Annotated in this window: 10 protein-coding genes; 5 read left to right on the top strand and 5 right to left on the bottom strand. The window is 48.6% G+C overall.

All coding sequences use genetic code 11. The annotated features are described in order from the left end of the window. Positions 1-12: 12 nt before the first annotated feature. Positions 13-471: a NanQ anomerase/TabA/YiaL family protein gene (locus tag BK127_RS28825; protein WP_076235563.1), complete on the bottom strand. Its 459-nt coding sequence runs from the start codon at positions 469-471 to the stop codon at positions 13-15. A 24-nt stretch (positions 472-495) separates the two neighbouring features. Beyond that, on the bottom strand, positions 496-1,308 hold the full coding sequence (locus tag BK127_RS28820) for an HpcH/HpaI aldolase family protein (protein ID WP_076235562.1): 813 nt from the start codon (positions 1,306-1,308) through the stop codon (positions 496-498). Positions 1,309-1,567: 259 nt separating this feature from the next. On the opposite strand from BK127_RS28820, the gene BK127_RS28815 reads away from it, so the two are divergent. From BK127_RS28815 to BK127_RS28795, 5 genes are all read left to right on the top strand, one after another. Then, positions 1,568-2,539 carry an ABC transporter permease gene (locus BK127_RS28815; RefSeq protein WP_256711493.1) on the top strand — a complete coding sequence of 324 codons (972 nt, stop codon included), beginning with the start codon at positions 1,568-1,570 and terminating at the stop codon, positions 2,537-2,539. Then, positions 2,533-3,462 carry a carbohydrate ABC transporter permease gene (locus BK127_RS28810; RefSeq protein WP_083689678.1) on the top strand — a complete coding sequence of 310 codons (930 nt, stop codon included), beginning with the start codon at positions 2,533-2,535 and terminating at the stop codon, positions 3,460-3,462. The genes BK127_RS28815 and BK127_RS28810 overlap by 7 nt, the downstream gene beginning before the upstream one ends. A 60-nt stretch (positions 3,463-3,522) precedes the next feature. Further along, positions 3,523-5,130: an extracellular solute-binding protein gene (locus BK127_RS28805; RefSeq protein ID WP_076235561.1), complete on the top strand. Its 1,608-nt coding sequence runs from the start codon at positions 3,523-3,525 to the stop codon at positions 5,128-5,130. Positions 5,131-5,182: 52 nt separating this feature from the next. Next, positions 5,183-7,594 carry an alpha-glucuronidase family glycosyl hydrolase gene (locus BK127_RS28800; RefSeq protein WP_076235560.1) on the top strand — a complete coding sequence of 804 codons (2,412 nt, stop codon included), beginning with the start codon at positions 5,183-5,185 and terminating at the stop codon, positions 7,592-7,594. Positions 7,595-7,696: 102 nt separating this feature from the next. Next, positions 7,697-10,021 carry a helix-turn-helix domain-containing protein gene (locus tag BK127_RS28795; protein WP_179097645.1) on the top strand — a complete coding sequence of 775 codons (2,325 nt, stop codon included), beginning with the start codon at positions 7,697-7,699 and terminating at the stop codon, positions 10,019-10,021. A gap of 26 nt (positions 10,022-10,047) precedes the next feature. Here the strand turns inward: BK127_RS28795 and BK127_RS28790 are convergent, their stop codons facing one another. The 3 genes from BK127_RS28790 to glgP form a co-directional block, all read right to left on the bottom strand. Beyond that, entirely contained in the window at positions 10,048-10,863 is an 816-nt protein-coding gene (locus BK127_RS28790; RefSeq protein ID WP_076235605.1) for an NAD kinase, read from the bottom strand. 174 nt (positions 10,864-11,037) lie between these two features. Next, entirely contained in the window at positions 11,038-11,670 is a 633-nt protein-coding gene (locus BK127_RS28785; RefSeq protein ID WP_256711492.1) for a PilZ domain-containing protein, read from the bottom strand. A 213-nt stretch (positions 11,671-11,883) separates the two neighbouring features. After that, positions 11,884-14,439 (bottom strand): alpha-glucan family phosphorylase, encoded by a 2,556-nt coding sequence (glgP, locus tag BK127_RS28780; protein WP_076235557.1) that lies wholly within the window; start codon positions 14,437-14,439, stop codon positions 11,884-11,886. Between the last annotated feature and the right edge of the window lie 4 nt (positions 14,440-14,443).

Below are 14,443 nucleotides of genomic sequence, written 5' to 3'. Positions count from 1 at the left end.
TTCACGAATTTGTCATTGCCAATCGAGCGCGACCTTCACGACGAGCTTCCTCACCGGGAGAGAATCCTGCACTGATATGCAGGCCATATGGACGTCCTGCGGCGCCAGAATGGTAAAGAAGCCCTCGGACAGCTCGAAAAAGCTGCCGTTCCCGTTGTATAAGGCATAGTCCAGCTTCTCGTCATAGGCTTGGGACACTTCCATGCGATCGATCGGTGATACACCCATAAGCTCAGTTCCGCTGGTTACATACTGGACATCGATGTAACGGAGATGTGCTTCCCATACTCCCGCATCGAGCGGTCTGCTGTCATATTCCTGTACAAGCACAAACATCTGCTCACCCTCAAGCGTATACTTACCCGGCTTCAGAACCGCAGCCTCCTCACTTTGAAGAAATTCCAGCGCCTTGGTTATTCCCGGATTCAACCCGTAGTAGCTTGCTGCGCGGCTCATTTTATCGAATATCATCGTATCTTTCCCCTCTGTTCATCTTTAAATAGAAATACTCTCGGTCTCGCCTGTCGGCTGATCGCCAAGCGCCGCTTTGATCGTGCTCAGATCCTTACCCAAATACTCGATAAATGTGGTGATATCCGAGCTTTGAATGATCAGGTTCAACCCACGTTTGGCCCATTCGATTTGGCGCTCCGTTCCGATCCAGTAATGAATACCTGCTCCAATTCCACGGCTTCGTGCCTTGTCGATAATCTCTTCGACCGCCTTCAGGAAAACAGGATTGTCATATTGCTCCGGCACATTCAGATTGCAGGACAGGTCATGAGGACCGATCAGAACCGCATCGATATCCGGTACCTGAAGAATGTCGTCCAGAGCCTCCATGGCGGGCTTGCTCTCAATATTAATGATCAACAGGTTATGCTTGTTGTAATCCTGAATATATCGTTCCAGTTCCCCATCGCAGGCTTCGGTTCCATTGAGGATGTTTTCCAGCTTTTGCCCACGCAGCGGACGGTATTTGACAGCGCCGCGCAAGGCTTGGACCTGTTCTACCGTTTCCACATAAGGAACAATAACGCCGTTGGCACCTCCATCCAGCACCATCGTCGCAGCGTAGGGATCAGGAGAGGGAATGCGTACGATCGGAGCAAGACCGAGCGCTTTATAAGCCTGGCACATCCATGACAGCTCATGCCGGTCGATACTGATATGCTCGGTATCGATAAATACAAAATCCATACCCAGACTGCCAATGTGCCCCGGTAGCTTGGGGGAACTCGAGGTAATCAGGGTACCGTATACCCGTGTTCCACGGGACAGAGCCTCTTGCAGTTCCACAGCGTTCATAAAAGTAAACCTCCTTCGGAAGATAGCTTGATTGTAGGTTCGTGTTCTTGTGGCGTCAATCGTCCAGTTTTCCAGACTGTTTCAGATTTCGCCCTCTGCTGCAAGGGCGATAATCGAAACAAGGTGGATTTTTGAAACAGTCGGAACAGGGTAGAAAAATGAAACTTTTGGGCATGGATTGGATGTATCAGAGCGGTGCAGACGGCTGTTAGTATAAAAGCACAGCCGCACCACAACAAGGACAAAGGAGGAAAGACAAGTGGCGGGAAAAGCATTATCAGAGACGGTTAAGGTTAACAAGTCAGGCAGAAAAACAGTTTCGGCTCTGATTATGGATCGGCTGAAGCTGATCGGGCAAGGCAAGTATTTATATGCAATGCTGCTGCTGCCGGCCGTATATTTTATCGTTTTCAAGTACGGCTCGATGTTTGGTTTATTGATTGCTTTTGAAAACTATAATTTCGTCAAGGGGGTGTTTGGAAGCGAGTGGGTCGGACTGCTGCATTTTCGCGATTTTATGTCGGATCCATACTTTTGGAAGCTGGTACGCAATACGGTGCTGCTGAATGTATGGATGATGGTCTTTTATTTCCCGACTCCGATTCTACTGGCACTGCTGTTGAATGAGGCAAGAATCGGACTGTTCAAGAAGTTTGCCCAGACCGTCAGCTACCTGCCGCATTTTCTGTCCACAGTGGTCGTGTGCGGGATGGTGATCAACTTTCTATCCAACGAAGGGATGATCAATCGTCTTATCGGGCTTGTTGGTCTGGAGCCGTATTCATTCCTGATGGATGCCAACTGGTTCCGTAGCATCTATATTGGCTCTGAAATATGGCAAGGTATTGGCTGGGGCTCGATTATATATCTGGCTGCGTTAACTGCCGTGGACCCTCAGCTTTATGAAGCGGCCACTATGGACGGAGCCAGCCGTATACAGCAAATCCGCCATATTACGCTGCCTGGAATTGCTTCCGTCATTACTGTCATGTTCCTGCTTAATCTCGGCAACGTAATGTCGATTGGATATGAGAAAATATTGCTACTGTACACAGGTCCGACCTATGAAACCGCGGATGTGATCTCGACTTATGTGTACAGAAGAGGGCTGCTAGGCAATGATTTTAGCTATGCAACGGCGGTTGAGCTGTTCCAATCGGTGATAGCGCTGTGCTTCGTCGTGCTGGCCAACCGGTTTGCCCGAAAGGTGAGTGAAACAAGCTTATGGTAAATACAAATTCGGCGCATGGCGGGAAAGCGGGATTGTCACCCTTCAGGAAGAGTGGTCTCAAGCAGCTTTCGGCAGGCTCACTGCTGTTCGATTGCGTCATCTATGCGCTGCTGCTGGCCATGATTCTGGTTTTTCTCTACCCGATCTATTACATGGCAGTCGTATCGGTCAGCAACGGGATGAATGTGATCAGGGGAGAGGTGAAATGGTTTCCGATCGGCTTCAATCTGGAAGCCTACAAAATGATTCTTTCCGACAAATCGATTATTCGTTCCTACGGCAATACCCTGCTGTATACGTCGGTTGGAACGCTGATCAATGTCGCAGCGACGGCTCTATGCGCCTACCCGCTATCGCGCAGCAAGCTCTATGGAAGAGGCCTGTTCACACTATTGATCATCATCACGATGCTATTTCACGGTGGGATGATTCCATCGTATCTGGTTGTGAACACCTTGAATATGACCAACAGCATTTGGGCGATCGTGATTCCCCCGGCGATCAACGTATGGTATATGATCATCATGAGAACCTTTTTTCAAAATATCCCCAATGAGATTCATGAATCCGCTTTTATAGACGGGGCAAATGATTTACTGGTGTTTGTACGGATTGTGCTACCATTATCCATGCCGGTGATTGCGACCATGACGATGTTTTATGCGGTGTGGCATTGGAACAGCTTTTTCCCGGCGATGATCTATTTGTTTGACAGTGAGCTGTATCCGGTACAGATTATTATGCGCAGCATGCTGATTGATGGCAGTGTGGGCAACAATGATCCGGCCCGTGATTTGACGACCATCCAGACGAATATGAAATATGCGGTCATCATCGTTACCATTCTTCCAATTATAATGGTATATCCGTTTATACAAAAATATTTTGTGCAAGGGGCGATGGTCGGGTCGCTCAAAGGATAGCAGCAGACAGCTGCTGGCGGTTTCACAGAAGGTTTTGACCATTAATCAGGAGGGGTTCTTATGCAATCCAATAAGCTTCAATCCAAAAAGAAAATCATGTTGATGTCCTGCCTTTGTATCACGCTATTAGGGGCGGCGGCTTGCTCATCCAATCAGGGCGGCAAACAGGCAAACGGCAATACGCCGGCCGGAACAGGTGGGGAAAAGGCTGGCGGCAAGCTGCTGGCGGAGCCGATCACGTTCAAGGTAATGACTGTGGATTCCTCACCACAAATCGTCAAGGATGCGCCAGTGTTCAAGCATATATTCGATAAAACGAATGTCAAAATCGAGCTGGAGCCAGTGCCAAGTGCCAATTATGACCAGAAAGCCCAGACGCTGATCGCCACCAATAACCTGCCTGACATCACCCGTATTCCTAACGGGAAGCCGTACTTTAACGAAGCGGCCAAAAACGGGATGTTTCTGCCGATTTCGGATTACCTGGATTATGCTCCCAACATCAAACGGCTGATGAAGGAAAATAAGGAGATTGGCAAAGGCGAGGTCAACGGCAAGCTCTACGGGTTCCCACTGCTCGGCCAATGGAAGCTGCAGTTGGCGCAGGCTCCGATGATTCGGATGGATCTCTTGAAGGAGCAAAATCTGGAGGTTCCCAAAACCTTCGACGATCTATACAAGGTGCTTAAAAAATTAAAAGAGGCGTACCCGGATAAAATTCCTTTTACGAATCGTGAGGGTGCAGCGAATCTGCTGACCTCAATGGGTTTTGGCATGGGCTCGGGCTTCAAAATTTATTATGATCCGAATGTCGAAGGCGGAAAATATGTATATGGACCGTCCCGCCCAGAGTTTAAGGCACCGCTCGAATATCTCAATAAGCTGTACAAGGAAAAGCTGCTGGATCCGGATTACGCCGTCAATACCGTTGACAATATGAAGGAAAAGCTCAGCTCGGGAAGAGCCTTGTTCTATTATGACAATAACAGCTTTGGCGATCAGTTCAATGCATCATTGAAGCCAGTTAGTCCGAAGGCGCAATTCGAGCTGCTTCTGCCGCTCAAAAATGATTTAGGTCAAACCCGAAATATTATGTACAAAAAGGATTGGCTGCACCACTTTACAATTAATGCCAAAATTAAAAATCCACAGGCAGCGGTGAAATTCCTCGATTGGATGTATAGCGATGAAGGCACTTTGATTACCAATTACGGTATCGAGGGTGAGCACTTCAAGCTGGAGGGCGGCAAGCCGGTCATTATGGACAGTATTATGAAGCAATTTGCCAATGCCAAGGACCCTTTCCGCAACATGCAAAATGCGCTCGGAATTGGCTTCCAAACGTTTACCTTAAATGTTGATGAGCATCCGATGGCGACCATGTCATCACCTGATCTTGTCAGATGGAGCGAGATGATTACGACGAAAAATGGCTATGTATCCGAGGTTGCCCCACCACCATTTACCGATTCCGAAATTGACAAGCTGAAAACGATTCTCTCCAAGGTGGATACAATCGTTAATCAGGAGATTGACAAGTTCGTGATGGGAGCACGCCCAATGAGCGAATTCGACAGCTTCGCACAGAAGCTGAAGGACAGCGGTGCGAGCGAGATCGAGAAAATCTACAATGAGGCCAATGATCGTTATAAAAAGAGCAATCCATAGCAATAAAAGGCACCCAATTATATAAATCCAATAGGAAAAGCAGGGGATATAAATGAAAGCGGTTATTGAATTATCCGCAGCTCGCGTTGTTGCTTCCTCGGCAGCCCGCGGAGCTGAAGCCAAAGCGATACAGGTACTGATTGAGGAGGTCGCGAAGCGAACAGGAGTGTCCTGGACACAGCTGGACAGCTTGCCGTCCGAGCCTCAGCAGCAACAGCAGCCGCTGATTATCGCGGGCACAGCAGCAGCTCTGGATAGCCTTATCCTGCATAGGAGTGAGCTGGAGGCGGATATCGGCAGTCTACAGCCTGAAGGCTTCATTGTACATGTCGCAGCACAAGCTGGAACGACGATCGTGTATATCATCGGCAAGGACGCCCGTGGGGTTCTGTACGGCGTAGGGAGGTTTCTGCGTAAAGCCGTGATGAGCGAGCAATCGATTGGCATGAGCGTCCAGACGCACATGGTGAGCTCCCCAAGCTTTCCGATCCGCGGCCACCAGCTTGGCTATCGCCCGAAGACGAACGCTTATGACGCTTGGAGCGTCGAACAGTATGAACAGTATATTCGTGAGCTGGCGTTGTTCGGAGCGAACAGTATTGAAATTTTACCGCCGCGCACCGATGATGATGCGACAGGTCCGTTGATGAAGGTAGACCCGCTCCAGATGATGATTCAGCTGTCAGCGATTATTGATTCCTATGGCCTGAATGTGTGGATCTGGTATCCCAATATGGCTGAGGATTATTCAGATCCCGAGGTTCGCAGAGGGGAGTTGGCGGAGCGGGAGGAGATCTTCAGCAAGCTTTCGCGGATCGATGCTGTGATGATTCCCGGCAGTGATCCGGGCGGAATGCATCCGGTTCCGCTGTTCGAATGGTCTGGGGAACTATCGGAGCTGCTGCAGCGCTACCATCCGCAGGCGCGCATATGGCTATCTCCGCAGGTGATGAAATATGAGCCAAGACCTTGGCTTGAGGCCTTTTATGAGCAGGTAAATCAAGAGCCTGAATGGCTTGGCGGCGTTGTGTACGGACCGCATATCGATGAGCTGCTGCCCGTATACCGGGAACGGATCCCACAGAAATACCAGATTCGCCGTTATGAGGATATTACGCATAATTACCACTGCCAGTACCCGGTCGCGGATTGGGATTTGGCACTGGCGATGACAGCGGCCCGAGAATCGTATAACCCGCGCCCCTTGGCAGAGAAGCATATCCATAACCAGTTTGCTGCATACGCCGATGGCAACATATCGTACTCGGAAGGGATTAACGATGATGTGAACAAATTTGTGTGGAGCGACCAGGACTGGAATCCGGACACACCTGTGATTGAAACACTTCGCGACTTTGCCCGTCTGTTCATTGGCAACGAGGTTGCCGAGGGCGTGGCTCAGGGACTGCTCGCTTTGGAGCAGAATTGGGTCGGACCGCTCATTATCAATGACCAGGTGGAAGTGACCTTACAGCAGTGGATGCAGATGGAGCAGGAGGGAGGGCCACAGGTACTGAACCAGTACCGCTTTCAAATGGGCTTGATCCGCGCCTATTATGATGCCTACGTTAAGCGGCGGCTCATTTATGAAACGGAGCTGGAGCATAAGGCCAAGGATCTGCTGCGCGACGCTGGCAGACTGGGCAGTTTGAATGCCGTGGAGCAAGCCGAGCGGGTTCTTGAGCAGGCCAATACGGCTCCGGTTGCTCAAGGCTACAAGCAGCGCTGCTGCGAGCTCGCTGATGAGCTGTTCGCCAATATCGGCTCCCAGCTTACTGTTGAACGTCATTATGCAATTGCGGTTGATCGGGGAGCATTCATGGATACGATCGATGCCCCGCTGAATGATGCCAATTGGCTGCGTACACAGTTCAGGCTGGTACGTGGGCTGGCTGATGAGCAGGCAAGGCTGCTTCATATCCGTCAGGCCTTGAGTCGGACGAATCCGGGTCCCGGCGGCAGCTACGACAATTTGGGATCTTACCGCAGTGCAGGTCGGGTAGATCCGGGTATGGGCGGTTATGAGGACCCCGGATATTTGCACTCACCACGGGTTGCGCCATCGATTTATTTGCTGAGGATGAACGAAGAGAAAAAGCGCGCGTTGGGCGGCGTACCGCTTGCCTGGGCACAGCATGTGAATGCGCTGGCGGATACCCCTATTCATGCCACCTATCAGCATCTGGACCCGGATTCCGCCTATACCGTCAAAGTCGCCTATGTGGGTGATACGGTAGACGCCGAGCTGTCCCGGGATTGCTGGGTACGTTTGACGGTCAACGACCGTTATGTTATTCAGGAGGATATTCATGTCCGGGAAGGCATGGTGACGATTCATGAGTCATCCATCCCGCAGGAGGCGTTAGCCGACGGACAAATTAAATTGACGTTCCAGCGCGTGAGAGGGTTCAAGCGTTTGAACGTTGCCGAAATCTGGATCATTCGTCAGCCGGCTCAGCTTTAAGCATTTACATTCGTACTTGGGATGCATTAGTATAAGCTTGACGGATATGAATCATCATGAATGGCTGCTTGGCAGCGGGAGAGGAAGATACGAATGCGATGGATGACTAGACGTATGCCCAGATTAAACCGATTATTTTTTCGCATTCTGTTGTATTTTCTCTCCTTGCTGCTCCCGATTATTATTATTGGAGCAGTTTTTTATATCAATGTCAGTAACCGCTTACAGGATGAATTTACTCAAAAGGTGCAAATGAATTTACAGTCCTCGGCCAATACGATCGAAATTTATATGCGTACCATTCAGGAAACCAGCATTAACTTCTTTTATGAAAAAAGGCCGCTGCTGCTGCCTTACGATGAATACAATTTGCAGGAAAGAGTACGCATTGCCGAAATCCCGGACACACTTTCCAAAATCGCCGGTAACCTTAGTGCCCTGAGTGTTAATCTGTTTTTGTTCGCGGACAATCAGAAGGTGTACACCGCAGCAGGTCTGGATGATTTTGATTATTATTTTGATAAGGGGTATTCCTTTCAGCAGTACAATAAGCAATTCTGGAAGCAAAAGCTGCTCACAGAGAAATCGATTGAGATTCTTCAGGTTTCCGAGGTGAAGCTCAATAATGGTGTACATACAAGCGTAATTCCGCTCGTTTTTATGAATACGGTCAACGGTCATAAAGCGATTCTGGTCACGACGCTTTCGGTCGATATGCTGCAGAGGACGATTCTGAACCATGCTGTCACGCCTTCAACCTCGTTTATCCTGAGCGACCATAACGGCAATGTCATTCTAAGCAGTGACAAAAGCATGCAGGACTCCGGTATGCTTAGCGAGCTCAACGGTTATTTCGGCTCCGGCAACGCCAAGTATGGTGAATTCAAGCTGGGCAGCACGCATTATATTGTCAATTATATCAAGTCTGAAAGCTACGGCTGGAACTATTACGCGATCACCCCGGTATCCGATTTTAAGGAGCAGATCAACTATTTTGTAACTTTAATTGTGACGATCTGTCTCGTTCTTGTTGTGGTGGGCATTTTGTTTTCCTTCATTTTCACCTTTAACCTGTACAACCCGATTCAACGCATCCGTGATATTTTAATGAGCAAAAGTGAGCTCGCAGAAGAACCGACAGGCAGAGCGGGGACGGCCAACGAGTTTGAGCAGATCGGCAGAGGCATTCATCAATTGATCGAATATAACCACAAATTCAAAAATGAGCTTGAGCTCAAGTCCACGGAATACCTGGATCAATCGCTGCTGAATTATGTACAGGGCAGTACAGCAATCAATGAGAAGGAGCTCCATAAAATGCTGGCTGAGCAGGTTCAATTCATTCATCCGGCATACATGTGCTGTTACATCCAATTCGGACTGAAGCCGGCTTTTTATGATGATATTCAGGATACGGAACGGCTGATTATTTTGGATAAGCTTAAGAAGATCGTATGGGGGCTGATCCAGCCGCATGTGAACGCCTATATTTTGGAGGAGCGGGAGTGTCTGTACACTTGTGCCATCAATGTGCGGGACATGGAGGACAGTCTGCAGCAGGTCAAGGACGGGCTGAAGCAGCTGCTGGATACGTTTCGTTATGACTCGCAGTATTGCTATATTCATATTGGCATAGGAACCGTCCATACCGGGATGCAGGGGCTGGTCAAATCTTATACGGATGCGGTGCATGCCTTGGAAGCAGCGGACCCGCAGAAGGATTTTCAAATGATCGATGCGCAGCAGCTGCCGCCTGCGGTTACGCAGTATGCGTACTCCTTTATTGATGAGAACATGATCATCAACTGCCTGAAGACGCGGAATCTTGAAAGCCTGACGAACAAAATCGATGACCTTCTTCACAAGAACAGATTGAACGTTTCACATGCCGCTGTATCTTCACTTTTATCGGCTATTTACTATACCGGATGCCGCTTTCTGGGGGAAAACGGTTTGAATGCACACGATTTGATTACGGAGCAGGAGCACGCGGCACTGGATAAAAAGTCTGACCTTTATTTGGGAGTTGAAGAAAAGAAACGGCTGCTGCTTCATTTTTTTGAAAACGTAATTGAGTATACCGAGGATCAGGAGCAGGGAAAATCCAGTTCGCTCGCTGCAATGATCAAGCACTATATTGAGGACAATTATCATCATGATTTATATTTGGAGAAAATAGCTAATGAAATGGGGGTTTCCACGAAATATATTTCGCGGGCTTTCCATGAGAAAACAGGCGTTCATCTCTCGACATACATTAGTCAATTCCGCATGACCAAAGCCAAGGAGTTGCTGCTGTCAACGAATTGGACGATCAGCGACATCTCGCAAAAGGTTGGCATTTATAGCAGAACGACCTTTATTCGCCTGTTCAAAAAGCATGAGGGCATAACCCCGCACCATTATCGGACACTTCACAAAAAATAGCGGAGTTATGAGTTGTTGTAACCAGTTTATTGAACTGATTCGTAGCCAATGAACGCTTCACGGACACGGCTCCAAAAGGGGAATGGACGAAAACGCGCGAACTTAACCTTTTTGCCTGCCGCTACCATGCTTCTGATCGATAAAATATCATTACGCTGGGTATACACATGATCGAGTGAAAGTAGTATGTTTTGGCTCGCCCGAGGGTAAATATCGCAGTGATGATGCTTAGGCAAAATAATGGCAGACCCCAGAGTACGATACACACGGTTGTTGATCGACGCGATCTCGGCAATCTGAATAGCATCCAGAGAAGGGTGGACAATAGCCCCGCCCAAGCTTTTATTATACGCCGTGCTGCCTGCTGGGGTCGAAATACAGATACCGTCGCCACGGAAGGTTTCCAACGGTTCGTCATTGATATGCAGCTGAGCGGTCAGCGTAGCGTCAATGCCCTTCAACGTGAATTCATTCAGCGCCAGCTGCGTTTCGATTCCGAGAGGAGTCGTAATCTGAATTTCTACCAACGGATATTTGACGATACGAAGATCGTTTTGCTCCGCACTTTCGCCAATCAGCTCGGCTAATAATTCGACTTCATCCGGCTTCCAATCCGCAAAAAAACCAAGCCTGCCGGTATGAATACCTACAAATGCGGTCGTTTCCAATTGATCCTTATATTGATGAAAAGCGTGGAGAAGGGTACCGTCGCCTCCGATAGAGAGCACCAGATCAGGATTCTCCTCTTCATGAACAAGGTCGTATTTCTCGACCAGCTGATGGAACGTCTGCATGAGGCGGAACGATATATCATCACCGCGATGTATAACATTATATTTCAAATCATTTCCTCCTAAGGGCTTTCCGAATGGAAAGCCAACATCGTAAGCATACCCTAAGGGCTTTCCGAATGGAAAGCCATCATCGTAAGCATTTCCTAAGGGCTTTCCGAATGGAAAGCCCACATCGTAAGCATGTCCTACATATTCTATGGGCTTGTCCAAGGGACAAGCCTTTTACAGCTGGGCTCGTGAGCAATATTCATTAATGAGCTGTGCTGTGGCCTCAGGGATATCGCGGAATTCAACAGCAAACCGATAGGAGTCATGGGCATAATTGGATACCCTGACGATTTCACCGTGCAGTACATAGGAATGTGGATCATCAGGTAGTTCAAAGCTAAGCTCAAGAAACAAAGGATAAAATATTCGCGTATTGGTTACAAAAGAAAGTCCAACTGCGGAGATATCGTGAATAAATCCGGAAAAGGCTTCGCCTTGATAGGAAGCGGTTTTGCGTACTCCGATCACTCTACAGGTCAGAGGAGTGCGGGCATCAAGCTGAATTCGGTTAGCTCTGCGATTCTGAAAGGTACGGAATTCATGAGGGACGGATAAGGTTAGTGAGCATACAGCTTGGCTTACGGATTGGTGGAGCAGTTCAACAAAAGCGTAATACAAAATACCTCGTTCACGGAACGAGATTTCGATAAAACCAATATCCTGCAGCTGTTCTAGCGGGTTCCAGGTATGAAACTCTATAGTGGTGACCATCTGCTCAGCATTGACTTGTTGCAAAGTGAAATTGTCCTCATAGCAGAAGGGCAGGCCTTCCTTGGTCTTACCTACGATAATAAGACTTATGCTCATCTTGGGGACAACGATTTCCAGCGCTAAAGCTTGATCCCAATTCATTCAATCACCATTAATCAGTTATTTGTGAAACGATAATTCCATCATAATCAATATTGACGGATAACACAATGGCGGCAAGCGACGAAAGTACAAACGCCCCTCAGATCAGCAGCTAAATGCCGATTGAAGGGCGAAGCGGGTGAAGATGAAGGAGTTGCGTCAGGCTAATTAAGTCGTTGTGACCAATGGCAGTTCAAAGGAGCTGACAAAGCTTGGGCTGATCGGCCTGATCCTTATGGTGTAGTGGGTCAGATGCTGCAGATGGGAAGCAATGACAGCCTTAAACTGGACAACACGGTTATCGAGCTCCCGACTCGGCTCCATCTGAATCACAACGGGATACCAATCCTCGCCGCGCTGCTCATAGTAAACAATTTCAACGACCGTATCCTTATACCAAATGGGTCCGAACGAGAGGGTTGCAGTCACTTCCTTCAATCCCTGTTTCTTGTCATTGGAGGCTTTGGCAGCGAATTCGGCAGATTGTCCATTGACATCATCACGAATTTCAATAAATCGGACATGGTGCCAATTGGAAATGATAAACCTTTTATAATCCGCGACTTTGGTGACCAGATCATAGTCATTATCCAAAAATTGCAATGTTCTCTTTAGAGAAGGCATGTAAGCTTTGTTGGTATAATCCATCACCATGCGGTCGGTATTGTATACAGGAGCAAGGGACTGAATGGATTGCTTCATCCGGTCTACCCATTGCGTAGGCAGCTTGCCTTCATTGTAGTAGAGAGGAACAATTTCCTGCTCAAGCTGACGGTAGATGGATTCGGTGTTCTCAAGCTCCTGAGTATGCCAATCCGCCTCATTATTACCTTCGATGCTCCAGCCATTGGTGCCGTTATAGCCTTCTTCCCACCAACCATCCAGAATACTGAAGTTGATGACACCGTTCATGGCTGCTTTCTGACCGCTGGTGCCGCTTGCTTCGTAAGGACGGCGCGGATTGTTGAGCCAAACATCTACACCTTGAACCAGATGACGGGCCATATTCATATCGTAATTTTCAAGCAAAATAATTTTGCCGCGAAAACGATTCATTTGGGACACGCGATAAATGTCGCGAATCATGTCCTGGCCAGGCTGATCAGCAGGGTGGGCTTTACCTGCAAACAGAAATTGCACCGGACGTTCGGGATCATTGACCAGCCTGTCCAAACGATCCAAATCGCTAAATATAAGATTGGCCCGCTTGTATGTGGCAAACCGGCGTGCGAAGCCGATAGTTAGCGCTCGTGCAGATAGATAGCTATGTACACCTTCAATGATCTCGGCAGGTTGGCCGTTTCTAGTAAACTGTTCACGGAGATTGCTGCGGGCAAACCGGATCATACGCTCCTTGAGCGCCACATGAGTCTCCCACAAGGACTCGGCAGGAATTAGCTCCAATGACTTCCAGAGGTTGCCGCTCGTTTGATCCTCCAGCCATCTTCCAGGCAGAAACCGGCTGTACAGCTCCTTCAGCTCTGGAGCGAGCCAGGTCGGCATGTGGACACCATTGGTAATATGATGGATCGGTACCTCCTGAACGCCAATGTTGTTGTGAAACGATCGGAACATATCCCGTGATACTTCACCGTGCAGCTTACTAACACCATTGCGCAATGCGGCTGTATTCAGAGCCAGGTGTGTCATGTTGAACAGCTGCTTGGCTTCGTCCATGCCGAGCTGCAGGAATTCATGCCTGTGGGCGTTCCAACGATTCAACAAGCTGCTGCAATAATATTCAACCATACTTTGGGTGAACGCATCGTGGCCAGCAGGAACAGGTGTATGCGTTGTGAAAATGGAGCTGGAGCGAATAACCTCCAGAGCAATATGGAAGGGAACGCCATTTTCGAGCTGCTCGCGGATTCTTTCAAAAGCCTGAAAGGCCGCGTGGCCCTCATTAATATGATAAACCGCTGTTGGCAGCTCAAGCGCCCGAAGTGCCTTAACACCACCCATACCGAGCAGCAGCTCCTGCGCAATGCGAATATCCTGGTCGCCGCCATACAGCTGAGCAGTTAATTCACGATCCCAGGGACTGTTGCCTTCCACATCAGAATCGAGTAAATACACGGAATTGCGTCCAATCCGGGCTTGCCAGATTCGAAGATGGACCGTACGATCAGCAATAGAAATGGTGATAACGAGCTGTTCTCCATTGTTATTGGATACGGGAAGGATGGGCAGATGGTTAAAATCATAGACGATCTGTTCAGCCTGCTGCTGGCCATTCTGATTGATTTTTTGCATAAAGTAACCGCGTTTATATAGAAGTCCAACGCCGACTAACGGAATACCCAGATCACTTGCCGATTTACAATGGTCTCCAGCCAATATGCCAAGACCACCGGAGTAAATCTGCAAGGATTCATGAAAACCGAACTCGGCGGAAAAGTAAGCGATACGGTGCTGGAGATGCTCGGGGTAGCTTTTTTGAAACCAGGTGGTATCACTGAGGTAAGCATCCCACTGCTGACAAACGCGCTCATATTGCTCAAGAAAAGGACCGTCCTTACTTAAAGCGCTCCAAACCTCGGAATCGGTTTCCAACAGCAGGCGTACGGGATTATGCAGAGTCTGTTCCCATCGCTTGGGATCAATAAGGGAAAATAGGGCCTTGGCCTCATCGTTCCAGCTAAACCACAAATTATAAGCAAGCTCGCTTAAACGCTCGATTTCCAGCGGCAACCCGATAGTTGAATAAGGATTCTTGGTATTCATCGTT

It is taken from the genome of Paenibacillus sp. FSL H7-0331 (assembly GCF_001956045.1).
The sequence above is the reverse complement of the archived record's forward strand: the minus strand, read 5'-3'. Positions and strand labels throughout refer to the sequence as shown.

Excerpts from the sequence above, each read along its gene's own strand:
- BK127_RS28805 (WP_076235561.1), top strand. The coding sequence starts at position 3,523 with ATGCAATCCAATAAGCTTCAATCCAAAAAGAAAATCATGTTGATGTCC.
- BK127_RS28795 (WP_179097645.1), top strand. The coding sequence starts at position 7,697 with ATGACTAGACGTATGCCCAGATTAAACCGATTATTTTTTCGCATTCTG.
- BK127_RS28820 (WP_076235562.1), bottom strand. The coding sequence starts at position 1,308 with ATGAACGCTGTGGAACTGCAAGAGGCTCTGTCCCGTGGAACACGGGTA.
- glgP (WP_076235557.1), bottom strand. The coding sequence starts at position 14,439 with ATGAATACCAAGAATCCTTATTCAACTATCGGGTTGCCGCTGGAAATC.
- BK127_RS28785 (WP_256711492.1), bottom strand. The coding sequence starts at position 11,670 with ATGAGCATAAGTCTTATTATCGTAGGTAAGACCAAGGAAGGCCTGCCC.
- BK127_RS28825 (WP_076235563.1), bottom strand. The coding sequence starts at position 471 with ATGATATTCGATAAAATGAGCCGCGCAGCAAGCTACTACGGGTTGAAT.
- BK127_RS28800 (WP_076235560.1), top strand. The coding sequence starts at position 5,183 with ATGAAAGCGGTTATTGAATTATCCGCAGCTCGCGTTGTTGCTTCCTCG.
- BK127_RS28810 (WP_083689678.1), top strand. The coding sequence starts at position 2,533 with ATGGTAAATACAAATTCGGCGCATGGCGGGAAAGCGGGATTGTCACCC.